Annotated in this window: 29 protein-coding genes; 13 read left to right on the forward strand and 16 right to left on the reverse strand. The window is 70.2% G+C overall.

What is annotated here, in order from left to right; genetic code table 11:
• Positions 1-298 precede the first annotated feature (298 nt).
• Complete coding sequence (locus J2S57_RS12650; RefSeq protein ID WP_307241940.1) at positions 299-718, reverse strand: ankyrin repeat domain-containing protein; 420 nt, start codon at positions 716-718, stop codon at positions 299-301.
• Positions 719-816: 98 nt separating this feature from the next.
• On the opposite strand from J2S57_RS12650, the gene J2S57_RS12655 reads away from it, so the two are divergent.
• From J2S57_RS12655 to J2S57_RS12665, 3 genes are all read left to right on the forward strand, one after another.
• Entirely contained in the window at positions 817-951 is a 135-nt protein-coding gene (locus J2S57_RS12655) for a hypothetical protein (protein ID WP_307241942.1), read from the forward strand.
• Between the two features lie 159 nt (positions 952-1110).
• Positions 1111-2649 (forward strand): molybdopterin-dependent oxidoreductase, encoded by a 1539-nt coding sequence (locus J2S57_RS12660; protein WP_307241945.1) that lies wholly within the window; start codon positions 1111-1113, stop codon positions 2647-2649.
• A gap of 96 nt (positions 2650-2745) precedes the next feature.
• A complete protein-coding gene (locus J2S57_RS12665; RefSeq protein WP_307241947.1) occupies positions 2746-3423 on the forward strand; it encodes a fasciclin domain-containing protein in 678 nt (225 codons plus the stop codon).
• Between the two features lie 88 nt (positions 3424-3511).
• Here the strand turns inward: J2S57_RS12665 and J2S57_RS12670 are convergent, their stop codons facing one another.
• From J2S57_RS12670 to J2S57_RS12680, 3 genes are all read right to left on the reverse strand, one after another.
• The gene (locus tag J2S57_RS12670) at positions 3512-3988 is read right to left on the reverse strand and encodes a hypothetical protein (protein WP_307241949.1); all 477 of its coding nucleotides are present in this window, start codon (positions 3986-3988) and stop codon (positions 3512-3514) included.
• 73 nt (positions 3989-4061) lie between these two features.
• Positions 4062-4472, reverse strand: coding sequence for a hypothetical protein (locus tag J2S57_RS12675; protein ID WP_307241951.1), 411 nt, complete (start codon positions 4470-4472; stop codon positions 4062-4064).
• A gap of 248 nt (positions 4473-4720) precedes the next feature.
• On the reverse strand, positions 4721-5662 hold the full coding sequence (locus J2S57_RS12680; RefSeq protein WP_307241953.1) for a LysR family transcriptional regulator: 942 nt from the start codon (positions 5660-5662) through the stop codon (positions 4721-4723).
• Between the two features lie 73 nt (positions 5663-5735).
• Between J2S57_RS12680 and dapA the strand changes: the two genes are divergently transcribed.
• A complete protein-coding gene (dapA, locus tag J2S57_RS12685) occupies positions 5736-6644 on the forward strand; it encodes a 4-hydroxy-tetrahydrodipicolinate synthase (protein ID WP_307241955.1) in 909 nt (302 codons plus the stop codon).
• Positions 6645-6652: 8 nt separating this feature from the next.
• On the opposite strand, the gene J2S57_RS12690 is transcribed toward dapA, so the two are convergent.
• Positions 6653-7030 (reverse strand): PH domain-containing protein, encoded by a 378-nt coding sequence (locus J2S57_RS12690; protein ID WP_307241957.1) that lies wholly within the window; start codon positions 7028-7030, stop codon positions 6653-6655.
• 73 nt (positions 7031-7103) lie between these two features.
• Complete coding sequence (locus tag J2S57_RS12695; protein WP_307241959.1) at positions 7104-7970, reverse strand: DODA-type extradiol aromatic ring-opening family dioxygenase; 867 nt, start codon at positions 7968-7970, stop codon at positions 7104-7106.
• Between the two features lie 131 nt (positions 7971-8101).
• Between J2S57_RS12695 and J2S57_RS12700 the strand changes: the two genes are divergently transcribed.
• Positions 8102-8503 (forward strand): hypothetical protein, encoded by a 402-nt coding sequence (locus J2S57_RS12700; protein WP_307241962.1) that lies wholly within the window; start codon positions 8102-8104, stop codon positions 8501-8503.
• Between the two features lie 70 nt (positions 8504-8573).
• On the forward strand, positions 8574-8759 hold the full coding sequence (locus tag J2S57_RS12705; RefSeq protein WP_307241965.1) for a hypothetical protein: 186 nt from the start codon (positions 8574-8576) through the stop codon (positions 8757-8759).
• A gap of 6 nt (positions 8760-8765) precedes the next feature.
• On the opposite strand, the gene J2S57_RS12710 is transcribed toward J2S57_RS12705, so the two are convergent.
• The 3 genes from J2S57_RS12710 to J2S57_RS12720 form a co-directional block, all read right to left on the reverse strand.
• Complete coding sequence (locus tag J2S57_RS12710) at positions 8766-8957, reverse strand: hypothetical protein (RefSeq protein WP_307241967.1); 192 nt, start codon at positions 8955-8957, stop codon at positions 8766-8768.
• Positions 8958-9325: 368 nt separating this feature from the next.
• Positions 9326-10303 carry a hypothetical protein gene (locus tag J2S57_RS12715; RefSeq protein ID WP_307241969.1) on the reverse strand — a complete coding sequence of 326 codons (978 nt, stop codon included), beginning with the start codon at positions 10301-10303 and terminating at the stop codon, positions 9326-9328.
• 5 nt (positions 10304-10308) lie between these two features.
• Positions 10309-10878: a SigE family RNA polymerase sigma factor gene (locus J2S57_RS12720; RefSeq protein ID WP_307241971.1), complete on the reverse strand. Its 570-nt coding sequence runs from the start codon at positions 10876-10878 to the stop codon at positions 10309-10311.
• 239 nt (positions 10879-11117) lie between these two features.
• Between J2S57_RS12720 and J2S57_RS12725 the strand changes: the two genes are divergently transcribed.
• Entirely contained in the window at positions 11118-12896 is a 1779-nt protein-coding gene (locus J2S57_RS12725) for a tetratricopeptide repeat protein (protein ID WP_307241973.1), read from the forward strand.
• A 36-nt stretch (positions 12897-12932) separates the two neighbouring features.
• Here the strand turns inward: J2S57_RS12725 and J2S57_RS12730 are convergent, their stop codons facing one another.
• A complete protein-coding gene (locus tag J2S57_RS12730) occupies positions 12933-13826 on the reverse strand; it encodes a hypothetical protein (RefSeq protein WP_307241975.1) in 894 nt (297 codons plus the stop codon).
• Between the two features lie 141 nt (positions 13827-13967).
• Positions 13968-15056 (reverse strand): cation diffusion facilitator family transporter, encoded by a 1089-nt coding sequence (locus J2S57_RS12735; RefSeq protein ID WP_307241978.1) that lies wholly within the window; start codon positions 15054-15056, stop codon positions 13968-13970.
• A gap of 47 nt (positions 15057-15103) precedes the next feature.
• On the opposite strand from J2S57_RS12735, the gene J2S57_RS12740 reads away from it, so the two are divergent.
• Positions 15104-15457, forward strand: a complete 354-nt coding sequence (locus tag J2S57_RS12740; RefSeq protein WP_370882633.1) for an ArsR/SmtB family transcription factor — start codon at positions 15104-15106, stop codon at positions 15455-15457.
• Here the strand turns inward: J2S57_RS12740 and J2S57_RS12745 are convergent.
• The 5 genes from J2S57_RS12745 to J2S57_RS12765 form a co-directional block, all read right to left on the reverse strand.
• Entirely contained in the window at positions 15454-16065 is a 612-nt protein-coding gene (locus J2S57_RS12745; RefSeq protein WP_307241982.1) for a hypothetical protein, read from the reverse strand. The genes J2S57_RS12740 and J2S57_RS12745 overlap by 4 nt on opposite strands.
• A gap of 175 nt (positions 16066-16240) precedes the next feature.
• A complete protein-coding gene (locus J2S57_RS12750; RefSeq protein WP_307241984.1) occupies positions 16241-17449 on the reverse strand; it encodes a Dyp-type peroxidase in 1209 nt (402 codons plus the stop codon).
• The gene (locus J2S57_RS12755) at positions 17446-18006 is read right to left on the reverse strand and encodes a copper chaperone PCu(A)C (RefSeq protein ID WP_307241986.1); all 561 of its coding nucleotides are present in this window, start codon (positions 18004-18006) and stop codon (positions 17446-17448) included. Before J2S57_RS12755 ends, J2S57_RS12750 begins: the two co-directional genes overlap by 4 nt.
• 167 nt (positions 18007-18173) lie before the next feature.
• The gene (locus J2S57_RS12760) at positions 18174-18803 is read right to left on the reverse strand and encodes a hypothetical protein (protein WP_307241988.1); all 630 of its coding nucleotides are present in this window, start codon (positions 18801-18803) and stop codon (positions 18174-18176) included.
• A gap of 36 nt (positions 18804-18839) precedes the next feature.
• Entirely contained in the window at positions 18840-19199 is a 360-nt protein-coding gene (locus J2S57_RS12765; protein ID WP_307241990.1) for a DUF1330 domain-containing protein, read from the reverse strand.
• 369 nt (positions 19200-19568) lie between these two features.
• Between J2S57_RS12765 and J2S57_RS12770 the strand changes: the two genes are divergently transcribed.
• The 5 genes from J2S57_RS12770 to J2S57_RS12790 all read left to right on the forward strand — a co-directional run bounded on the left by J2S57_RS12770 (position 19569) and on the right by J2S57_RS12790 (position 23347).
• A complete protein-coding gene (locus J2S57_RS12770) occupies positions 19569-19862 on the forward strand; it encodes a DUF1540 domain-containing protein (protein WP_307241992.1) in 294 nt (97 codons plus the stop codon).
• A gap of 174 nt (positions 19863-20036) precedes the next feature.
• Complete coding sequence (locus J2S57_RS12775) at positions 20037-20594, forward strand: hypothetical protein (RefSeq protein WP_307241995.1); 558 nt, start codon at positions 20037-20039, stop codon at positions 20592-20594.
• 83 nt (positions 20595-20677) lie between these two features.
• Positions 20678-21532, forward strand: a complete 855-nt coding sequence (locus tag J2S57_RS12780) for a DUF4097 family beta strand repeat-containing protein (protein WP_307241997.1) — start codon at positions 20678-20680, stop codon at positions 21530-21532.
• Between the two features lie 31 nt (positions 21533-21563).
• The gene (locus J2S57_RS12785; RefSeq protein WP_307241999.1) at positions 21564-22523 is read left to right on the forward strand and encodes an ABC transporter ATP-binding protein; all 960 of its coding nucleotides are present in this window, start codon (positions 21564-21566) and stop codon (positions 22521-22523) included.
• Entirely contained in the window at positions 22520-23347 is an 828-nt protein-coding gene (locus J2S57_RS12790) for an ABC transporter permease (protein WP_307242000.1), read from the forward strand. The genes J2S57_RS12785 and J2S57_RS12790 overlap by 4 nt, the downstream gene beginning before the upstream one ends.
• The last annotated feature ends 66 nt before the right edge of the window (positions 23348-23413 follow it).

Below are 23413 nucleotides of genomic sequence, written 5' to 3' on the forward strand. Positions count from 1 at the left end.
AGGCCTAGCGGGGTACGACGTGCCCTGTCGGGCTTGCTCACGGACTGCTCACGAGACCGTTGGCACTGCGTGATACCAGGTGACACGTCGGGTCGGGGTGAATGGCCTCTGAGCTGCGGGGGAACCACGCGTAGCGCATCCAAAGTCACCAGTTTGCAGGGGTACTCGCACACTGAAAATCGGAAGGTCGACGGTTCGACCCCGTCCCTGGCCACCAGAACAAAACGCCCCTGAACTGCGAAGCAGCGGTTCGGGGGCGTTCTGGTTCGCCCTGTCTCCCCGAGGCGCCCGGCCTCCCTCAGTGACCCTTCGGTGCACTCCCGAGCAGCAGGTCCAGCGTCGAATGCTGCTCACCATCGGTCGCCCACCTCACCGCCGTGAAGCCGGTGCCGCCGTCCTCGCGGAGCCAGGGATCCGCGCCGGCGGTCAGGAGCTCCTTCACCACCGCGTCGTGGCCGTGCGAGGCGGCGCCGCACAGGGGCAGGCCCTCGTCTCCCGGGCCGCTCTCCAGGTTGGGGTCGGCCCCGGCCGCGAGCAGTACCCGGACGTTCTCGGAGCGGTTGCCGAGGCTCGCGCGGTACAGGGGCGTGCTTCCTCCCTCGCCGCGGACGTCGGGGTCGGCCCCGGCCCGCAGAAGCCGCCTCACCTGCCCGGGTGACCCCCATGCGGCAGCCTCGAACAGACGTCCCTGCAGCTTCTTGCGCTTGCGGCGGTTCATGGGGGCATCTTCTACCAGCGTGGGGCGGCCGGGGCTCTCGATTGGGCTCGGTCGCGGCTGCGCCCTAGCCTGGGCGACCGAGCCGAGGGGGAACCGCCATGACCACCGAGCCACAGACGATCGCCGACGCCCGGGCCGAGTTCCTGAGGCTCGGCCTCTGCCTCGACCCGATCCCGGTGCAGGATCCGCCCGAGGGCGGCGAGGAGTGCCTGCTCACCTTTCCGTGGGGCTGACCGGACCGGCCTGCGTCAGCTGACAGCGGGACATTCCCTCCCGAACGGATCGACGCTGCGCCAAAAGGTTCTGCCCCGCGCGGTGCGTTCGGATCCGCACCAATCCACTGTCCCGGTCGGCCGCGAACTCCTTGCCGATACGACGATGGTGGAGGAGCAATGTCGCCTACGACCGGTAAGTCCAGCAGAGTCGGACCTGTTCGCGCCGCGCTGGCGGGCCTGGTGGCCGCCGGGCTTGCGCTCGGAGTGGCCGAGCTGGTGGCCGGCGCCATCGGCCGGGCGGTGGCGCCCGCGATCGTGGTCGGGGGTGCCGCGATCGACCGGACCCCGCGCTGGCTCAAGGAATTCGCCATCGAGCAGTTCGGCGAGAACGACAAGAACGTCCTCCTGACGGGAATTTTCGTCACCGTCGCGGTGCTCGCGGCAGTGGTCGGAGTGATTGCCGGACGGCATCGCCGGGTCGGTCTGGTCGGTGCCGCCCTCCTGGGCGTGGTGGCCGCGGCCGCCGCGGCCACGCGTCCGCAGGCCCATATCATCGACGTGGTGCCATCTTTGGTGGCCGCTGTCGTTGCCGTGGTCGCCCTGGCCGGTCTGCTCTCGGTCAGTGCTCCCGGCCGGTCGGCCGAGGGGCCCGGGCGCCGGGCGGTTCTGCTGACGTCGGGGCTGGCTGTCGCCGCCGGGTTCGCCGGGGTCGCGGGTCGCCGTCTCCAGAACCTGCGGACGGACGTGGCGGCGTCGCGTCGGGCCCTTCGGCTCCCGGCGCCCACCACGGCCGCTCCGGCCCTGCCGCCGGGCGCGATGCTCGACGTGAACGGGGTCAGTGCCTTCTACACGGCGCCGGCTGACTTCTACCGGGTGGACACGGCCCTCTCGGTGCCCCGGCTGACCACGGACGAGTGGAGTCTCAAGATCCACGGAATGGTCGAGAGGGAGATCACTCTCGACTTCGACGACCTGCTCGCGCGCCCGATCGTCGAGAACGACATCACGATGACCTGCGTGTCGAACGAGGTCGGCGGCGGTCTGGTGGGCACGGCCCGCTGGCTCGGCGTCGAACTCGCCCCGCTGCTGCGGGAGGTCGGTGTCGACCCGAACTCGGACCAGCTGGTCGGCACCTCGGTGGACGGGATGACGATCGGCACGCCGGTCTCGGCCCTGATGGACGGCCGGGCGGCGATGCTGGCGATCGCGATGAACGGCGAACCGCTCCTGCCGCAGCACGGATTTCCCTGCCGCATGGTGGTGCCGGGGCTCTACGGATACGTCAGTGCGACGAAATGGCTCGTCGATCTCGAGCTCTCGAGGTTCGACGCGTTCGATCCGTACTGGGTGCGGCGGGGCTGGGAACAGCAGGCGCCGATCAAGACCAGTTCGCGCATCGACACGCCGCGTCCGCTGGCCCGGGTCAAGCCGGGCAAGGTGGCCGTGGCCGGGGTGGCCTGGGCCCAGCAGCGGGGCATCAGCAAGGTCGAGGTGCGGGTCGACGGCGGATCCTGGCAGGAGGCCGAGCTTTCGGCGCGGGTGAACGACGACCTGTGGCGGCAGTGGGTCTGGACCTGGGACGCGGCCGAGGGCTCGCACACGCTGCAGGTCAGAGCCACGGACCGGGAAGGCGAACTGCAGACCGAGGACCGCGCCGAGCCGTTCCCGAACGGCTCCTCCGGGTGGCAGTCGATCGTCGTCACCGTAGGCGCCTGAAAAAGATTTTCCCACCGACCAATCCGGATACCCGGTTGGTCCGAACCCCTCGTGAAGCTCAAGGACGTCAGACACAACGGGAAGAAGGAACCTCCGATGAACGCCTCGTTCCGCAAGGTTTTCGTGCTCGGCGTCGCTCTCACGGCCACGGCCGGACTGGCTGCCTGTGGCAGTGACAGCGACGGTGACACCGGCGCGATGACCGACACCAGCACGTCCGCAAGCAGTTCCGCTCCGATGATGAGCGCCGACAGCACCGAGGGCTCGGCCATGGACAGCGGCCTGGTCGGCTCGGGCTGTGCCGCCTACGCCGAGCAGGTGCCGGACGGTGCGGGCTCGGTCGAGGGCATGTCGGCCGACCCGGTGGCGACCGCGGCGAGCAACAATCCGCTGCTGAAGACCCTGACCCAGGCCGTTTCCGGGAAGCTGAACCCGAAGGTCGATCTGGTGGACACGCTGAACGGCGGCGAGTTCACGGTTTTCGCCCCGGTCGACGATGCCTTCGCCAAGGTCCCGGCCAAGACCCTGGACACGCTGAAGACCGACAGCAAGACCCTGACCGACATCCTGACGTATCACGTGGTGGCGGGCCAGCTTTCGCCGACCGACGTGGTGGGTGAGCAGAAGACGGTCGAGGGCAAGAACGTGGACGTGACCGGTTCGGGTGACAACCTGAAGGTCAACGGCGCCAGCGTGATCTGCGGCGGCGTGAAGACCGCCAACGCCACGGTGTACCTGATCGACGAGGTGCTCAGCCCGGCTGACGCCAAGTAGTACCACTTCCCGACACGTCCGGACGGGTCAGTCGCGATCTCGGCGACTGGCCCGTCCGGACGTGCTGGGCGAAAGTTCTCTCCTCGTCTCAGCCCTCTTCGTCGACCTCGCCCTGCGCGCCCTCGAGCACGTGCAGCACCTCGTCGAGGTAGTCCGTCCACTCCTGCTCGTCGGGCGGGTACACCGCGAGCAGCCAGCCGCCCACCGCGAGACCGGTGGTGGCCACGTCACCGGGGTCCATGACCTCGAGCACCGGCTTCTCGCCCACCGCGGCCGACATGTAGGTGCGAGCCAGGTCGGCCGAGACCTCCGACCAGTTCTCCTGGGTCTCGGCGAAGTTCTGGGCCAGGTCTTCGATGTCGCCCTCGGCCGGCACGTCGCCGTCGTGCAGGTCCTGCAGAACCACCGCGGTGACGTTGATGGTCAGCTGGAACGCGTTGATCGTGAAGTCGTCGCCCTGTTCCAGGATGGCGTCGATCGCGGCGTCGAACTGGTCCGGGTCCTCGAACACGGAGGCTGCGAAGCCCTCGCGCACGGCCGCCTCTACGGCGTCGTCGATCAGCACTGGCCGTCTCCTTGCTCGCGAGTGAGGCCTTCACCGTAATGCCCGGACCCGGTCGCCGGACGACCCCTCGGCATCAACCGCGGCCAGGGGCCGGTGAGCCGGGGACTTCTGAGGGCCGGTCCATCGAGTGCACGTCGGCCGTTGTCGCGTGCCGTCCCCAGCGCACCTCGATGTCGGTGGACGCGTCCGGTTCCGGCAGTGTCCGCAGCCCGCCGTAGACCTTCTGGCCGGCGTCGAACGTGCTGGGACCCACCGACCGGAACAGGCTTTCGCTGTAGAACCGCCAGGCTGCGTCGGAGTGCCCGCCCAGGCAGTAGTCGTCGGTGAGCACAGTCATCCGCAGAGGGTCCTGGCAGACGGCCACGAACGCGAGGGCGGCCGTCGCGGCCGGGGCGGGGTCCGCATCGACGGTCGCGCAACCGACGGCAACGAGGCCGAACACGGCAGCGAGCAGCGCGTGCAGGCCGCGGGCGGCGGCGGGCATGGGGGTCCTCCGGAAGATACCGGGGGTTGTCAGGGACCCGGCGCCGAACCACGTTCGCACAATCGCCGGGGTATGTCCGGGATTCTGGCCAAAAACAATGGTTGAAGCTGTGTGTCGCACCAGTGGTGTGTGGACGCGCGGGGCGGCTCACAGGGGGAGCCGGGAGGCGGGCGAGGCACCTCGCGCAGCAGGCCTGAGCACGCGCGGGGCGCAATGGCCGAGGGAGGGCCGGACGACCCCGCCCGTCCCTACCCGGCCTGGCTGTCGCTGCGGACGTGCTCGTCGCCCCAGGTGGGGGAGGCGGAGCTCAATTCGGACAGCACGGCCTGAATGGCCGGGCTGGCGTCGGCGCTGCGGCGCCAGGCCGCGAACACCTCGCGCTTCGGGGCCCGCTTCAGCGGCAGTGCCACCAGGTCGTCACGCAACGGCGGGCGGGCCAGCCGGGGGATCAGGGCGATCACCGACCCGGACGCCACCAGAGACAGTTGCGTGCTGAAGTCGTCGATCAGGTGCCGCACGTCGGGTTCCTCGGCCGCGCCGGCGAACAGCCGCCGGAACCATTGGTGACACACGGTTCCCGGCGGGCTGGTGACCCAGGCGTGCCCGGCCAGGTCGTCGATGCTGAGCGGGCGCCCGATCGCGGCCAGGGGGTGGGTGCGATGGAGCACGACGTCGCCGACGTCGGTGTGCACGTGCCGCTGGCTGACGGACGTGGGGAGGGTGACCGGGAGCCCGTCGGCGTCGTGGACCATCGCCAGGTCGGCGGTGCCGGCCTCGACGCTGTGCAGGGCCTGCTCGGGATCCTGCTCGGAGATGTGCAGCGACAGGTCCGGTGCCTGGGCGAACAGCGCCGTGACGGCCGGGGCCAGCAGCCCGCGGATCCCGGTCGAGAAACCGACCACCCGCAGCACCCCGCGCGGCGCCCCCTCGGAGACCGACCGCGCGGCCTCGGCGCAGTGCTCCAGCGCCTGGAAGACCTCGGGCGCCGAGTCGACGATCGCCTGCCCGGCCGGGGTCAGCACCACCCCGCGTCCGGCCGGGGCCAGCACCGGCACCCCGACCTCCCGCTCCAGGCGCTTGATCTGCTGCGACACCGCGGAGGCGGTGAAGCCCAGCTCGTCGGCGGCCTTGGCCAGCGTGCCCAGCACCGCCACCGATCGCAACGCGCGCAGGGCGCTCACATCGATCATCAAGTCAGATTACGCAATACCGCCAAGAAACCTTCGCTGGACCGCAGGGGTGACAAGCGGCAGGATCATCCCCATGGCTACCGAGCGCATCCCTGCTGACCTGCTCTTCGGCTCCAACATCGTTGCCATGGTGAGCCCGATGAAGCCGGACGGTTCCATCGACGACGCCGGGGTGGCGAGCCTCGTCGAGCACCTGCTCAGCACCGGGTGCGACGGCCTCGTCGTGGGCGGCACCACCGGGGAGGCGCCCACTCTCGGCGACTTCGAGGCCATCGAGCTCGTGCGCCTGGTCAAGAAGCTGGCGCAGGGGCAGGTTCCGGTGATCGCCGGTGTCGGCACCTACGACACCGCCGCCACCGTGCGCCGCGCCCAGGAGGCCGAGGCGGCCGGCGCTGACGCGCTGCTGCTGGTCACGCCCTACTACAACCGCCCGACCCAGGCCGGTGTGGTGGCCCACTGCACGACCGTGGCCGACGCCACCGCCCTCCCGGTGATGCTCTACGACATCCCCGGGCGCACGGGCCTGGCGCTCACCGCGTCCACCATCATCGAACTGGCCGCCCACCCGCGCATCCAGGCGATCAAGGACGCGAAGGGCGACCTGTTCGAGGCCATCACGATCATGGCCCGCACCGGTCTGGCCTACTACTGCGGCATCGACGAGCTGAACCTGCCCTACCTCGCCAGCGGCGCCACCGGAGTGGTCAGCGTCGTCGGCAACGTGGTGGCCGACCGCAACGCCGAGCTGATCCGGGCGGTGCGCGAGAGCAACCTCGACGTCGCCCAGAAGGTGAACCGCGAGCTGATCCCGGTGACCGACGCGCTGATGCGCACCTCGTCCGGCGCGATCATGGCCAAGGCGGCGCTCGCCGAGCTGAAGATCATCGAGAACGCCACGGTGCGCCTGCCGCTCGTGGAGTCGCCCGCCGAAGACCTGCAGAAGCTGCGCTACGCCCTGGAGACCGTCGCGATCAAGGCCTGAGCGAAGGGTCAGCCCAGCACGTAGGTGCCGATCAGCTGCCCGATCGCCCGGATGTCGACGCGGCCCTTGAACTCGAACCGCACGTTGCCCACGGCGCTGAACCACAGGTCGAGCTCGGCGTCGAGGTCGAAGGTGCCGGCCGTCTCGATCGAGAACACCTGCACCTTGTTGTAGGGCAGCGTGGTGAAGTCCTTCTTCTTGCCGGTCATGCCCTGCACGTTCACCGCGATGATGCGCTTGTTCGTGAAGACGACGTGGTCACGCACGGTCTTGAAGGCCCACAGGATCTGCTCGTTCTGGATCAGCAGCGGGCCCACGTGCTTCTCCACGTCGCGGGGCGAGCACTCGCTGAGCCGGAACACCGAATCGGTGGCGAAGTCGATCATTTACGCAGTCTAGGCAAAAGGGCCCGATGGGGGACGACGCCCGCACCGACGTCGTCGTCTCCCGTCGCGGGGTTCAGGCCATCTGGACCGACCGGATCGAGTTGCCCATCACGATTCTGCCGAAAGCACTTTCGATGCCCTGTCCGGGAGCGGAGGCCGCGCCCAGGGTGAGCAGCAGGGGCACGAAGTGGTCGGACGTCGGGTGCGCGACCTGTGCCCCCGGCGCCTTCGCCCGGAAGTCCACCAGCTCGTCCACGTCACCGCGGGCCATCGCGTCCACGGCCCACTCGTCGAAGGCCTGGTTGTGCCCGACCAGACGGGGATCCCGGAACACCGCGAAGCTGTGGGTCATGAAGCCGGAACCGATGACCAGGTAGCCCTCCTCCCGCAGTGACCGCAGCCGCTCACCCAGCTTCAACAGCGCCGACGGGTCGAGACTGGGCATGCTGAGCTGGATCACGGGCACGTCGGCGGCCGGGTACATGGCCATCATCGGGATGAACGCGCCGTGGTCGAGGCCCCGGTTCACGAACTGGTGCAGCGGCGTGGTGTCGGCGAGCGTGCCGGCGACCTGGTGGGCCAGTGCCGTGGCGTCGGGCGAGCGGTACTGCAGCGAGTAGTAACGCGGGTGGAAACCGCCGAAGTCGTAGTAGAGCTCGGTGCCCGGGGCCGATCCGGAGATCGCCAGCGGGGCGTTCTCCCAGTGCGCGCTCACGATCACGATGCCGCGCGGCTTCGGCATCTTCTGGCCCCAGTCGAACAGGTCGCGGAGCCAGGCCGGGTCGTCGAGGGTCGGCGGCGCCCCGTGGCTCACGAACAGCGAGGGCAGCGGGCCGTCGGAGGGTTCCCACACCCTCTGGGCACGGGCCTGGGGCAGGACGGCGGCGACCAGATCGTCGTAGGCACCGGCCGGGACTGCGGGGTTGAACGGATCGGACACAGCGGGCTCCCGGGATGAGACGTGAGGACTATGGAGGTAGCGTAACTTGAACCTTCAACTATTCCCGCGATGCTCGCAGGCCTACCTGGTCGGGCCTACGAGTCCCCGCCGCCCCGGCCTAGCCTGAGGACATGGCTGATCCCGAAGCGATCACTGCGGCCTGGACCCGAGCCGTTCGCGCGCTGGACGAGGGCGACAGGGACGCCGCCGCCACCTACGCCGTGCGGGCCCTGGAGATGGATCCGGGCTTCCGGGTGCACGCGCCCGCCTCCGGCACCGGTCCTCACCGGCTGACCGGCCATGAACTCGTACCGCACACCTGGGCGCTCTACGTGCCGCACCTGGAGGTGGTCGTGGTGACCCGCTCGGTGCGCGACGAGTTCGCCGGGTCGGCCGAGATCCACCACTTCGCCGACCGCATCGGCGAATTCACCGAGCCGACCTGGGTTCGCTACGACCCCTGGGTGTGGGCCATGCACATGGAGTACAGCCGCGGTGACCCGTTCGCGACCCCCCTGGCGTGGCCGGAATGACGAGGCATGCACCCCCGCACGGCACTCCCCTCCGGGCGGCGTTCGGCTGACTGCTCTAGGCTTTCGGGGCATGAGCGAGTCGTCACCGAGCACAGAGCAGATCGAGCAGGCGATGGCGGTCCTGGCGGCTGCCGACCCCGGGAGTCTGCCGTTCGACTTCGTGTACCGCCTGCGCGCGTGGCACGAGCAAGAAGTACTGCGGCTCGACGTGAAACAGGAGCCCGCCCAGGGCTACGACTGGTTCGCCGACGTCTAGAGGCGTCTAGAAGCGCACGTCCACCAGCTGCGGTTCGAGCATGAGCGGCGGCACGTACTCGTCCCACGACCGGTGCTCCACCCGCCACTCGTAGTCCAGGCGGCTCACCCAGCGGTACTCCGCGCAGATCACGAACCCGCCGGCGACCAGCAACCCCGTCGCCAGGTACCAGACCGCCAGAAACACGACCGCCAGCATGACGCCGCCCCCTTCGCGAAGGCGTCATCGAAACAGGCGGCGCGGCGGGTGCGGGGGACGTCCGGCCCGCCGCGAGTGTGCCGAAGTGCGGATTGTGCAACAGCTTCGGCCCCGTCTCGTACGAGACGGGGCCGAAGCCGTTCACGACCAGACCTACCCCGGCTCCGACCAGCCGGGGTAGGCGTAAGGGGCGGTCCCGCCAGGGGAGGGGCGTGGCGGGACCGGACTGTCCAGGGCACCGTCATGGAGGCGAGCAATGCCCTGAACAGGAGTCGATGCGGCTTCGTGGCCGACGGAACCGCATCACCTCGAGGCCTCAGTCGGGTGGGCCGGGCCAAAGGTTGCCCGGCTTCCCGAAAAAGTTTAATTCAGCTCGTCGAGGCCGTCGCCGCCAGCAGGTGAACCGGTCCGCGACCGCTCTCCAGGTCGATCGTGGTCTCACCGGAGTGCGACGGGATCGTCACCGTGACCTTGTAGCCCATCGCCGTTCCGCCGAGCTCCGCCCGCTGTTGCTTCAGATCCTCACCGCTGACCACCACGTTCATCAGGTTGCCGGTGTACAGCGTCACGGTGCGGGCAGCCGAGGAGGCCGTCACCGTCACCACCGCCCCGTCGGTCTGCAGCCAGCGCGTGGTGTTCGCCCGGTCCTGCTCGGGCTTGCCCCCGCTCCAGGAGAGCGAGAACGGCCCGTCGACGCTCGCGGCCGAGGGCGGCGCGGTGAAGTTCAGCAGCGGGTTCGCGTCCGAGGCCTTCTTGCGCACCGTCTTCAGGTCGTTACGCACGCCGATGGCCAGCCAGTCCTCGTCCGCGTCGCCGAGAGTCAGGGCCTGACCCGAGTTCAGCGCCTGCACCGAGATGCCGGCCTGCGTCGAGGTCGCCTCGTCGTCGGCCGCCGGGTTCTGCGGCCCCGAGGGCGAACTGGAGGACGCGGTGGCCGGGTTCTCCTTCTCGCTCCCCTCGGACCTCGGGGTGGCGGGGGAGGAGGACGCGCTCGCTCCGTCGGGCGTCTTCTCCTTCTCCCGGGTGTTCTCCACCGACGGGCTCGGGTCCGCGGAGACGGACGGCTCGGGGGAGACGAACGTCGGCACGGTGACCGGGATGCTCGACGGGGTCTGGTTGCCCGCCGGTCCCATCTGCGACACCGCCGCCGTCACGCCGCCGCCGATGAGCAGGGCCGCGGCGGCCGACAGCAGGACCGGGCGCTTGCGGGGCGCGTCGTCCACCCGGCGGCGCAGGGGCACCACCTTGGGACGCTTCTCCTCCATGCGACGCCGGATCGCCGCCACGTCGGGCTCATGATCCGCGCCGAGCCCCCTGAGGGCATCGAGCAGTTCATCCTCGGGCACGCGGATCACGCCTCCTTCCGGGCGGTTCTGCCGTCGGCCGCAGCCGCGGCCGCACGAGCGGGGTCCAGCTGACTGCGCAGCTGGGCAAGACCTTTCGATGTCTGGCTCTTGACCGTGCCAAGGCTGATCCCGAGTGTGCGGGCCACCTCCTCCTCCGGCAGGTCGAGCACGTGGCGCATCACCACGCACGCCCTGCGCCCCGGAGGCAGTGACAGCACGGCCGCCTGCAGGTCCACCGCCCCGCCGACATCCGGCGAGTTGTAGAACCAGCGGGTCAGCGGCGCCATCAGACGATGCCGCTGCCGGTCCCGTACAGCCGTACGGACACGCTCGACCGACAGGTTCACCACGATCTTGCGCACATAGGCGAGCGGACTGTCCGCCCCCTGCACGCGATCCCAGTGTTCCCAGGCCGAGGCGAGTGCCTCCCCGACCACGTCGTCGGACTCGGCCCGGTTGCCGGTCATGGTGTAGGCCAGCCGGGCCAGCTCACGGTGATGACGGCGGAAGAAGTCCTCGAACTCGGCCCTGGCGCTGCCGGTACCACCGGAGGTGCTGCTACCGGTGCTACTCATGTCGCCGAGCCGGGCCGTACTCTTCAGCCGACCGGATTTGCTCATCCGTGGAGCCGTCTCCTTGTCTAGTCAGAGCCGTGCGGGAGGCTCCCGAATGCCCGCGGGGGCCTCCCGTACGCGCTCCAGGTCGGTCGGGGGCGCCCAAAGGTTGCCCGCTCCGCCGAGAAATTATGTTTTGCCCGCGATAAGCCCGTGCAGTGTCGTCCGCGGGACGGGGAGGGTCTGGCAGGATCCACGCCGTGGGGGACTCGGGGGCGACGACACCAGGGGGCAGCGAGCCGGACGACGCGTTCGCGCGGGCCCGGCAGGCCGCGCGTGAACAGGCGGGCGCCGCACCGGTGGACGCGCTCCTCGGCGTGCTCACCTACGTCCACCCCGACGGACTGAGTCCCGGTCTGCTGGCCCGTCTTCCCGGCCTCGGGGTCGCGTCCGAGGCGCTGATCGCAACCGGTGGGCTCCTGCGGGCCCGCGAGGGAAACGTCCGCATCCCCACCCACGCCGCCCACCTCGTCCTCCGACGCGACCTCACCGATGGCACCACCGCCGGCCGGCTCGACGGACTGGCCGGGGCGCTCGCCGGCATGGTGTCGGGTGCCTCCCGGGCCGCCTCGCTCGAGATCGCCCGTCACGCCCTGGCGTTGTGGAACCACGCCCTGGAGGCGGCGACCGCGGGGCAGGACGACGCGGTGGAGCCGGTGAGCCGCACCGCGACCGAGGTGGTGGCGCACCTGCAGTCGATCGGTGAGGCGGCGCGCGCCGTCGAGGTCGGGGCCGAGGTGCTCGCCGGATGCCGTCGCGTGCTCGGCGACGACCATCGCGTGACGCTGGGCGCGGCCGGGCGCCTGGGCGGTCTGCTGCTGTCGGCGGGCGACGTGGCCCACGCCGCGGACCTGCTCGCCCCGGTGCTCGCGGCCCGCCCCGACCCGGCGGACATCGCCCAGCCCGAGCTCATCACCATGACCCACAACCTGGCCTACGCGCGCGGCGCCGCCGGGCAGACGGCCGAGGCGATCCCGTTGTACGAGAAGGCCTTCGCGGCCAGCTCGGCGGTGTACGGCGGCGAGCACCCGACCAGCCTGACCATTCTCGGCAACCTGGCCGAGAGCTACCGGGCGATCGGTGACTACGGCCGGGCGGTGCCGTTGCTCCGGCAGGTGCTGGAGGAGCGGCAGGCCGTGCTCGGCGAGGACCACCCCGACACCCTCACCGCCGCGAACAACCTGGTCGGCGCGTACAGCGATCTCGACGGCACGGCGATCCCGGTGAGCGTCTTCGCGACCATCGCCTCGAGCCGGGCCCGGGTGCTGGGTGCCGACCACCCGAGCACGCTGATCTCGCAGAGCAACCTGGCCAGCGCGCACCAGCGGGCCGGTGACCTGCCCACCGCGATCGCGCTGATGAAGCAGGTGCTGCGACTGCGCAAGGCGAAACTCGGTGCGGCGCACCCGGACACGCTCACCGTGATGAGCAACCTGAGTGCCGCCTACGCCGACTCCGGCAAGATCTTCCGCGGCTACCGGCTGTGCCGCCGGGTGGTGGCCGGGCGTAGCGCCGCCCTCGGCGAACGGCACCCGGACACCCTGCTGGCCATGAACAACCTGGCGCAGGCCCATCTCGCCGTCGGCCGCACGAAGGCCGCCCTCAGCCTGCACGCCCGGGTACTCAGCGACCGGCACACGCTGCTCGGCGGCGACCACCTCGACACCCTGGCCTCGATGAACAACCTGGCCTCGGCCCTGAACCGCTCGGGTCACCCGGCCGACGCGCGTCCCCTGCACGAGCGGGCGCTCGCGGGCCGTCGCCGCATCCTCGGCGACACCCACCCCGACACCCTGGCATCGCTCAACAATCTGGCCTTCTCGTACCTGTCACTGGGTGAGAGACCGCGCGCGATCGACCTTTTCGAGCAGGCCCGCACCGGCGCGCAGGCCACCCTGGGCGAGGAGCACGCGATCACGCGCCGGTTCGCCGAGAACCTGCGCCGGGCCCGCCGGGCCGAGGGCGGCACCCAGGGATGAGGGACGACGGGGAGTCTCCCCGTCGTCCCTCATGGTTCAGCGCTTGGTGACCGTCACCTTCACGGCGTTGGAGACGCTCGCCGCGGACTCGCCGTCGCCCGGGAACGACAGGCGGAACGTGCCCGAGCGGCGGGCGTCGATCGTGGTCGAGATCGAGTCGCCGGACGCCGGAACCGTGCGCACCGTGCGGAAGGCCGACTCGTCGGGCGCCTTGAACTGCAGCTTGGCGGTGGTGCCCCAGGCATCGAACGTGCCCGTGTCCCAGTTGGCCCGGCTGAGCCGGCCGCTCAGGGTGAGGTCGGCGCCCTTGGTCACGCTCGGCGCCGAAGCCGCGAAGCTGGAGCCGAAGTCGGTGGCGCGCAGCAGTTCGAGGGTGCCGGTGATGTTGTCGCGACCGCTGGAGGTCTTGGTGCACTGGTTGTTGTCGTCGCAGTCGTACGACGTGTCGTCGTCACGGTTGTTGCGGTCGGCGTCGTCGAAGGCGTAGACGTAGGCCGCCTGCTCGCCGGCCATCGTGTTGCCCTGGAACTGCTTGCCGCCGACCAGGTCGAGCGTGGCCCTGCCGTCGGGGCACTTGAGCACCGCGGGGCCGGCGTAGGTGTAGGTGCAGGCGCCGAACCAGCCGACGTGGCTGTTCTGGTAGAGCTCTCCGGTGACGGCCCACTTGACCGAGTGCGCGGAGTCGTCGCAGTCGGTGCTCACCGCGAACTGCACGGCCTCGGGTTTCACTCCGACCGTCACCGAGCTCGGCGAGAAGCCGGTGATGGTGCAGTCGCCGTCGGCGACGGCTCTGTCTGCCGATTTGACGATCTTGGAGAGCGGTTTCGGCGTGTCGGGCGTGTCGGCGGCCTGCGCGGAGGCAGGCGCGACGAGGCTGATCGACAGCGCGGAGGCCGCACCGAGGGCGATGAGTAACGGGCGAAGTCGCATGCGTAGTCCCAAGTCGGAAGACGACGTCTGGCCGGCCCATCATTGCCCAAGTCGTGCACAGGATGCCTCCGGCAGGCGCTCCGGGTGCCGACTTGCTGAAACTTAAGGTGACTTTGGGGAATTGGTTAACCGTTGAGGCGACTATGCATGGCTGCCGGCCGGACTCACGTGAATCGTGGCCGCCGTGAGTCGCGGGACGTACGTGACCAGATGGTCTTCTGCGTGGTGGGCGAGTTCGTGGGCCCGGGCCACCGTGAGGGTCGGCGCGACGGTGACGTCGGCCTCGGCCCGCAGGGTGTGGCCGATCCAGCGCAGCCGCAGGTCGCGCACCTGCTCGATGCCCTCGACCCGGCCGATCGCCTCGGTGGCGGCCTCGACGAGAGCGGGATCCACCGCGTCCATCAGCCTGGCCCCGACCTGCATCAGTGCCGAGCGCAGCACGCCCAGGATCGCCACGGCGATGACCAGGCCGATCACCGGGTCGGCCCAGCTCCAGCCGACGGCCACCCCGGCCGCGCCGATCAGCACCGCGAGGCTGGTGAAACCGTCGGTGCGGGCGTGCAAACCGTCGGCGACCAGGGCGGCGCTGCCGATCCGGCGACCGACCCGGATGCGGTAGCGCGCGACCAGCTCGTTGCCGACGAACCCGACGAACCCGGCCGCCGCCACGATGCCGACGTGCGTCACCTGGCGCGGGTGCAGCAGGCGGTCGACGGCCACCCACACCGCCAGGCCCGCGGAGAGCGCGATCATCGCCACGACGAACAGGCCGGCCAGGTCTTCGGCCCGGCCGTAGCCGTAGGTCAGGCGTTTCGTGGCGGGGCGGCCGGCCAGGGCGAAGGCGATGAGCAGGGGTACGGCGGTGAGCGCGTCGGCCACGTTGTGCAGGGTGTCGCCGAGCAGGGCGACCGATCCGGAGAGGCTCACGATCACGGCCTGCACCGCGGCGGTGACGCCCAGTCCGGCCAGGCTGATCAGCAGGGCGCGCCGGCCCTCGGCATCGGCCTCGAGAGCGTCGTCGACCTGGTCGGCCACGTCGTGCGAGTGGGTGCCGAACAGGTCGCCGAGAGCGTGGCCGGTCTTACCGATGAGGGACGTGGTGGCCGGGTGCCCGTGGCCGTGCCCCTGATGGCCGTGGCCGTGGTGGCCGTGCCCCTGGTAGCCGTGCCCGTGGCCGTGCCCCTGGTGGCCGTGGCCGGCGTGATGGTGGCCGGGCCCTGAGTTTGTCACGACACCTACGTTACCTTCGCAATCGTGAAGGTGTGAAGACGCGACCTATGCTCAGGTGCGTGTCAGATCAGGGTCCCCCGCACGCCGACCTCCCGACCCCGGAGCAGGTGGCGTCGGCGGTGCAGTCGTTCGCCCTGCTGGCCGACCCCACCCGGGTGCGCATGCTCTGGACGCTGCGCGACGACGAGGCCGACGTGAGCAGCCTGGCCGAGGCCGCCGGATGCCGGCCGACCGTGGCCAGCCAGCACCTCTCGAAACTGCGCCTGGCCGGGCTCGTCGACACCCGCCGCGACGGGCGCCGGGTGGTCTACCGGCTGCGTGGTGGGCACGTGAAGCGCCTGCTCGCCGAGGCCCTGTTCCACGCCGACCACCAGATCAGCGGCGAGCCGATCCACGACTAGGTCCTGTTTCGTGGGCCCTGGCCGGGCTGCACGGCGGCCAGTCGCTCGTTGCTCAGCTTCAGGAAGAGCCTGGCCGCCGAGGTCACGGCGACGGCCTCGTCCTGGTCGGTGACCTGGTCGGTCTGCTTCTGACGGTCGTCCAGCCAGGTCTCGTTCCTGGTCAGCAGTTCCTCGCGGGCGGAATCGTCGCCCGCGCCGAGGAACTCGATCTCCTGCAGCCGGTTGATCTTCTCGTCGACCGCGACGGCCTCCGCGAGGTAGCAGTTCGCGACCTCCTGGTAGGTGCCCTTGGGGTCGCAGTTCTCGACCGGGACGAGGAACGGCTCGGTCAGCGGCTGGTACTTCAGCGGCCCGGAGGACGTCTGGGACACGGGGGCGGCGTCGACCCCGACGACCGATGTGGTGGTCTCGGGATCGCTGGTGCCGGAAACGTTCTCGGTCGTCCCGGTGGCCTTCGAGGGCCCGGGCGACGTGAGGGTCGTGGGCGCCGACGTGACCACGGGCTTGTCGTCACCGTTGTCCAGGACGACGCCGGCGGCCACGGCTCCGGCCAGCAGCGCCACGCCTGCGGCGGCCACGAAGGGGGCGTAACGGCGGGTGGTCGTCATGATCAGTCTCTTTTCAGGCGATGTCGTCGGCCTCTGTCGTGGCGACATCGAGTGAGATGACGGTTGTGGGCGGATTTGTTCGGGTGAGCTGGATCACAGGCCCGGTGGCGCAGCCGGGGACGCCGCGGTGGTGGGCTCTACCGACCCACGCACCGCAACGTCCCTCATCGGCCCACTAGGCCGAACCCACCAGGGCCTCGCCGATGAACGCGCCCTCGGCACACCCGGGCGGGATCACGAACGCGGCGGAACCCACGTGCGTGATCCAGATGTTCATGGCGTCGGACTCGGCCAGCCGCTGCTGCACGGGCACGAACGACTTCGCGGCGTCGGACTGGAAGGCCGCGAAAAGCAGCCCGCAGTCGGGCTTGCCGGAGGCGTCCGGCCCGTCGTCGTAGCTGAAACCGCGCCGCAGCATGCGTTCGGCCGGTGTCAGCGCTGTCGCCCGCACCACGTGCGCCTCGGCCGCGACCACCGGCAGGCCCTGACCGTCGACCGCCGCGGTGTCCGGATCGTCCTGCTCCGAACCGCCGGTCACCGGGCTTCCGTCGGAAAGCCTTCGGGCGGTGGCCATCTCCTTGGCCGGGCGGCCGAGGTCGTCCCAGGTGTCGACGTCCATCCGGATCCGCCGGAACACCAGCATGCTGCCGCCCTTCAGCCAGTCCGGCCCCTCGGCCCACACCGTGTCGTCGAACTCCGTGGTCCCGGACGCGGGATTGGCCGTGCCGTCACGCTGCCCCATCAGGTTCCGGGGAGTGGTGGCGGCCGGTTCGCTGCCCCGGGCGGGGTTGAAACCGGTCTGCATCCAGCGCACCGTGGCCAGGTCCCGGGCGTCGCGCACCAGGCGGCGCACGGCGTACGACAGCGGAACCGGGTCGTCGCTGCACACCTGCAGCAGCACGTCACCGCCCGACCAGCGTTGCTCGAGCCGGTCGGTGGCGAAAACCGGCAGATCGCGGATCACCTCGGGGCAGTCCGCGCTCCGGCCGATCGCGTCGAACAGGCCCGGGCCGAAACCGAACGTCACCGTCAGACGCGACGGCAGCGACACGATCTCCGGGTCGTTCGAAGCCAGGGGCATTTGCCCGGCGGTGAGTTTCGCGGCGTCGTCGGTGAGAAGCCGCAGCAGGCGCCGCACGTGCTCGACGTCCGCCCCCTTCTTCAGGTCCAGGGCCAGGAATCGCGCGTGGGACTGGGCCTCGGTCGCGATCCCGGCCTGGTGGGGTCCGTGAAAGGGGACGTTCTGGGCGCCTTTGGCTTCCTCCTGCGGAACTGTGGCTTCCGGGGTCAGGGACAGACCTGCCGCCCCGGCCAGACCACCGCCCGCCAGCGTGGCGCCGCCTCCGAGCAGGAGGCGACGCCGGCTCAGGGAAGGCTGGGTCACTCCGTGCCTTCCGTGGTCATGTCGCTGTCCTCGTACTTCTCCTCGCCGGCGGAGGTGGTCTTGGCCAGGGCGGTGAAGTCCTCGGTGGAGCCGTCGTCGAGGGTCAGGCGCACGGTGACCTCGTCGCCCGCCTCGATGGCCTTCGCCATGTCCATGACCATGAGGTGGTCGCCGCCGGGAGCGAGTTCGTGCTTCGCGCCGGCCTTGATCACGAACCCGCCCTCCTTCTCCTGCATGATCATCTCGTTGTCCTTCATGACCATCTCGTGCAGCTGGGTCATGCCGGAGGCGGAGGTCTTGGCCGACTGCACGGTGATGTCGGTCGTGCCGGTGTTCTCGAGCACGCCGAAGACCGCGGTCATGCCGGCCTTCGCGTCGGCCGTCTTCACCCACGGGTCGGTGACGGTGAGCGCGTCGGCCCCGGTGCCGGTGACCTCGCCACCGACCACCTTCACGTCGTCGCTCGCGGAGGGGGTGCCCGAGCCGCTCGAGCAGGCGGTGAGAGCGGTGGTGGCGGCGAGCACGGTGGCGGCGAGCAGGAGCTTGTTCTTGCGCATGGCGATGGGAGACCTCTCGAAAGTCTGTGTGGATGAGCCGTCTTTCGCGGTCGCCGATGAGGGACGCGTCGGACGGCGTCTCGGGCGCGAGTCGAGTTGCGCCCGTGGTCGGCTCTGAGCCCAGAGGTGGGCGGGCCCCGGGAACGGGGTGACGGATCAGTGAGTGATCAGGCGAAAGTCGCTGCGGAGCGAGGCGGTCCGCGGCGCCCGACGGCACCGGTGAGAGGTTCGGGCCTGACCGGCGGCACGCTTCGGGAGGTGGCGCGGCGCCGGCGGGCGACGATCGGAACCGGTCGCGACAGAGCGGGAAGCGTGGGCAGGATCCACGAGAGCATCCGCCAGAGGGCCCACTCGCCGTGGCTCAGCAGCAGGCCGAGCAGGGCGGCGGCGCTCAGGTGGGTGAGCGTCATGAGGGGTGAGTCGCTGCTCATGGCCGCCATCGACTCGTCGTGGCAGACCAGGGCCCCGGTGGGAGCACCCGGATGGCCCAGGTGCGAGGACATCTGGACGCAACCCGCGGCGGGGCCGAACAGGCCGAAGAGCTCGTGCAGGCCGGCCTGCACGGCCACCATGGTGATGCCGACGGTGGTGCCGGAGCGCAGGCGCCCGGCGGCGACGGCGGCCATCGGGGCGAGCAGCAGGGCCAGGGCGATCAGGAGCACCGGCGTGGGGGGAGTGCCACCGGCGAACACGTGGGCGACGGCGGAGAGCGAAACGGCGCAGGCCGAGAACACCCCCGCGCGCACGACGCGGAGTTTGCCCTGGACGAGCTGTCGCTCGGCAGCCCGCGCACTCACACCGTCAGGATAGCCAACGTCTTTCGGCGGGTTGCCTCAGACCGCCGGTCTCGGGAGTTCGGCGTGCCCCGGGAGCCCGGCGAGGATGTCGGTGGCGGCGTGCGGCCGGGTGACGCCGTCGACGATGATCACCGAGCCGGCGCTGTTGCGGGTGCGCAGCGGCAGGATTGCCCGGTAGCCGGGAGAGTCGTACCAGTCGCGGGCGGTGCCGAGGTCGGGGAACGAGATCACCACCACGTCGCCGGGCCAGGTCTCTTCCAGCTCGTGCACCCGGGCGCCGTGCACCAGGAACTCCCCGCCGTAGGGCTCCAGCGTGGCGTCGATGCGGTGCACGTACTCCGAGACCTCCTCGTTCATGTCGACGTGGGTGAAGTGGGCGATGGCGTATGCGGTCATGCCGACGACGCTAGGACGCGTGGGTGCGGGTGGCGATGACCTGACGGGTCATGCGGGACCCGGGAAAAGCAGGGAAGCCTTACCTCTCTTTGTTCACCGGAGCTTGCGGTAATGACACGCCGGTGCACATTTTTTTGGGTGCGTCTCCTGTCGGCAATGCCCGTTATTTATTTCGCCAGCCTCATCTTCGCTAATTAATTCAGAGCCTCTGACCTGCGGGCATGTGCTTTGTATGGCGCTTAGCCAAGCATTGCCTAACTCGAGTGAGGTTAGCGTTGCCTGTCAATTCCTGAATTGCGGTGCCGAGATATTTCTGGTGCTCTTCGGTCAAGCACTTCACCTGCCAGTGTTCGACGGAAGAGGTTCGCCATGACCACCATGCCTGCTGTGAGCGAGTGCTCGGTCGACGGCTGCGGCTACAACCACGACGGCTGTCACGCCTTCGCCATCACGGTGTCGGGCACCAATGGCAGCGCCGACTGCGGCACGTTCATCCCGCTGGCGCGCAAGGGTGGGCTCGACAAGGTCGTGGCGCAGGTGGGTGCCTGCCAGCGCACCGACTGCTCGTTCAACAGCAACCTCGAGTGCTCGGCCTCCGGTGTGCGCATCGGCGCCGGCCAGGGCAGTGCCAGCGCCAACTGCCTCACCTATCAGCCTGCCTGACGTCATCTGACGCCACTGCCCGCACCCTCGTGCGGGCACTCGTGGGGTGATCCGTGGCCGCCTTCCGGGCGCACGGGTCGCCCCACTTCTCGTTTTGCCTGTTCACAGCCCTTCTTCGCGAGGTGACGTCAAAGCGCTGGACTTTGACGTCATAGTGGCGTCATCATGATGCCCATGGACGTCACCGCGTATACCGCCCGCCTGCACCGGGATCTCTACGCCGCCGGTCAGGTGGGGGGCGACGAATCTCTGGTCGTGGCCGAGCACATGGCGAACGCGCTCGACTCCTCGATCCGGCTGGTGCTGCTCGACGCGCTGGTCGAGGCCGCCGGCGAGATCAGCGAGGGGCTGGCGCCCGGCTCGGTCGAGGTGCGTCTGCTCGGCCGTGAGGTGCAGTTCGCCGTATCCGCCCCGGTGTCCGAACCGGCAGCCCCGGCTGCTGTCGTGCAGCCCCCGGTCGCCGCCGACGATCCCGAAGATGACGGCGCCACCGCACGTCTCAGCCTGCGCCTGCCCGAGCGGCTCAAGTCCCGCGTCGAAGAGGCGGCCTCCGCGGCCGGGCTCTCGGTGAACGCCTGGCTGGTGCGCTCGGTCGGCGCGCTGGTCGAGAACCCCACTCCGGGAGCTCGTCCGGCCGCCGGCGCTCGTCAGCCCGAGTCCGCTTCCCCGCCCCTGCCGCCGACCTGGAGCGGCACGGGCATGGGGCAGCGGCGCAGCGGGTGGGTCCGCTGAACCCCGCGCCCGCGGTTCGCTGACCGGCGAACCGCGGCCCGCGTCCTCAATTTCTGTGTGCACCGCCCTTCCTAGGAGCTGTCATGCCCGAATTCAGCACGCCCGAGCCCATTTCGGTCCTCGTCGACGTGGGTGGCGCCTCGCTCACCGTGAACGCCGTGGCGGGTGGCCGTCAGACCACGGTCGAGGTCAGGCCGCACAACACCGACCGAGCCGTCGACGTGGAGCACGCCCGGCGCACCACCGTCGAGCTGGCCGGGGGAAGGCTCACCGTCCGGGCGCCGCGCAGTGCGAAGGCACGGCTCAAGACGCTTTTCGGCTCGTCCGAGCGGGTCGACATCACGATCAGCCTGCCGGCGCACTCCACGCTGGAGATGCGGGGCTGGGGCGACGTGCGCTCGTCCGGCGAGCTCGGTGACGTCGAGATCGACACCGGTATGGGCGACGTCCACCTGGAGTCCGTCGGCCGGGCGCGGGTCAAGACCGCGATGGGCGACGTGCACGCCGAAACCGTCGCCGGGCCGGCCGATCTTCGCACCTCGGCCGGATCGGTCTGGGTCGGCCGGGCGCGGGGCGAGGTCAGCGCCAAGACCTCCGCCGGTGACGTGCGGGTCGAGGAGAGCCTCGGCGAGGTGCGCATGACGACCTCGGCCGGTGACCTGCGGGTGCAGCGGGCCCTGGCCGGGGTCGAGGCCAAGACCTCCGCCGGGGACATCCGCCTGGGCTCGGTCTGCACCGGGTCGGTCAGCGCCACCACGTCGTACGGCAACCTCGAGATCGGCATCGCCCCCGGCACCGCCGCCTGGCTCGACCTGAACGCCCGGCACGGCGCTGTGCGCAGCGGCCTCGAAGACGCTGACGGCCCGGGTGATTCCGAGCTGACCGTCGAGATCCACGCCACCACCGGCTACGGCGACATCGTGCTGCGCCGGGCCTGAACCTCCGTCTCGAAGAACGAAGGAGCGCTCCATGGCAACGCCGCCCGTTCCGCCCGTTCCACCCGAGCTCGCCATCGACGTCCGGGGTCTGCGCAAGAGCTTCGGCGACCACACCGTGCTCGACGGCATCGACCTGGCCGTGCCCCGCGGCACCGTGTTCGCCCTGCTGGGGCCCAACGGTGCCGGAAAGACCACCACCGTCAACATTCTCGCCACGCTGCTGGCGCCCGACGCCGGGTCGGTGCGCATCGCCGGGCACGACCTGGCCACCGCGCCGGGCCGGGTGCGCACCTCGATCGGCGTCACCGGGCAGTTCGCCGCGATCGACGACCTGCTCACCGGCCTCGAGAACCTCATGCTCATGGGGCGGCTGCACCATCTCGGCAAGCACGAGAACCGGGAGCGGGCGCAGTCCCTGCTCGGCCGATTCGGGCTCACCGACGTCGGTCACCGGCTCCCCAGCACCTACTCCGGGGGCATGCGGCGCCGGCTCGACCTGGCGATGGGCCTGATGGGCCGGCCACAGGTGGTGTTCCTCGACGAGCCCACCACCGGCCTCGACCCCCGCAGCCGCCGCGAGATGTGGGATGTGGTGCGCGCCCTGGTCGCCGACGGCGTCACCGTCCTGCTCACCACCCAGTACCTCGAGGAGGCCGATCAGCTGGCCGACCGCATCGCGCTGCTCGACGGCGGGCGCATCGTGGCGCAGGGCACCGAGTCCGAGCTGAAACGCCTGATCCCGGGCGGGCACATCACCCTGCGGTTCGCCGACGCGGCGTCGCTGCACCGGGCCGGGCAGGTGCTCGGAACCGAGGGTGCCCACCCCGAAGACCTGAGCCTCGACGTGGTGGGGCGGGCCGACGTCCCCAATCTGCGGTTGCTGCTCAACCGTCTCGACGCGGAGCAGATCCCGGTCGACGACATCGTGCTGCACAACCCCGATCTGGACGACGTGTTCCTCGCCCTCACCGCCAAGGAGGCAGTTCGATGAGCACGACCTTCCCGATCGCCGAAACCGACGGACCGCAGCCCTTCTCCGACTCGATGGCGATGTTCTCCCGGCAGACCCGGCGGCTGAGGCGCTATCCGGAGCTGACGGTCGTGGTGCTGGCGATCCCGATCATCTTCCTGCTGCTGTTCGTGTTCGTCTTCGGGGGCACGCTCGGGGCCGGGCTGAACGGCGGGGCCGGTGGCGGGGGCGATCGGGGCGACTACGTGAACTACGTGATGCCGGCGATCCTGCTCATGACCATCAGCTCGATCGCGGCGGGCACCTCCACCAGCGTCTGCCAGGACATGACGACCGGCATCATCGCCCGGTTCCGCACGATGTCGATCTCGCCCGGGTCGGTTCTCACCGGGCACGCGCTGGCCGCCGTTCTGCAGAGCCTGATCTCGCTCGTCATCGTGGTCGCGGTGGGGGTGCTCGTGGGTTTCCGGCCGGAGGTCGACCTGCGCGGCTGGCTCGGCGCGGCGGCCCTGCTCGCCGGGATGTCGCTGGCGATCGCCTGGTTGTCGGTGGCGTGTGGCCTGATCGCCCGCTCCGTCGAGACGGCCAGCAACTTCTCCCTGCCGCTGGTCGTGCTGCCGTTCCTGGGCAGCGGGTTCGTCCCCACCGACTCGATGCCGTCCGGTCTGGCCTGGTTCGCCGAATACCAGCCGTTCACGCCGGTCATGGACGTGCTGCGCGGTCTGCTGCTGGGCACTCCCCTGGAGACGGGTGCGGTCGGGCTGGCGATCGGCTGGTGCGTGGGGCTCACCGGCCTCGGCCACATCTGGTCGCGGCGTGTCTACGCCCGGCCGAGAAAGATCTGACGCATCCTTAGAATCCAGTTCGAGATCGGCGGTCCGGCCGACGACAAGGCCTGAACCGGCGGTTGT

Origin of the sequence: Kineosporia succinea (assembly GCF_030811555.1) — a bacterium.
GTDB lineage: Bacteria > Actinomycetota > Actinomycetes > Actinomycetales > Kineosporiaceae > Kineosporia > Kineosporia succinea.